Annotated in this window: 1 protein-coding gene; it reads right to left on the bottom strand. The window is 69.9% G+C overall.

Annotated features, from left to right (window positions below):
- A partial coding sequence (locus ACLZOT_RS50285) for an endonuclease/exonuclease/phosphatase family protein (protein ID WP_416976028.1) occupies positions 1-395 on the bottom strand: 395 nt, incomplete at both ends.

Raw genomic sequence — 395 nt, 5'->3', positions numbered from 1 at the left:
GCCGAGAGGATCGCCTGACCGTACTCCCCGGGGTTCCACGGCAGGCCTCCGCAGCGGCCCCAATTGCCCAGCACCGTCCCGTACTCGACGTGGTAGACCAGCCCATGGAGGTTCTCCAGATGGTCCCGGATCGCCTCGACGTCCCGGACGCACGCTTCCTGCAGGCCGATGACCTGGGGCGCGTATGCGGCGATCTCCGCCGCCCGGTCGGTGTTGGCCGTGTCGCACGGGTTGCAGATGTTCCACGTCATGACCCGGTTCGGCACGATGTCACGGGCGGCCTCGACGGGCGGTGACCCGCCGAACAGGCCGCCGTTCGGCGCGCTGGGACCGACCAGCACCATGCAGGCCACGATCACAGCGGCCCCGAGCAACCGCGTGCCTCTTCCGAGCAC

The sequence above is a fragment of the Streptomyces sp. 4F14 genome (genome assembly GCF_048159485.1).
GTDB lineage: Bacteria > Actinomycetota > Actinomycetes > Streptomycetales > Streptomycetaceae > Streptomyces.
This window is presented reverse-complemented; position numbering and strand designations above follow the sequence as displayed.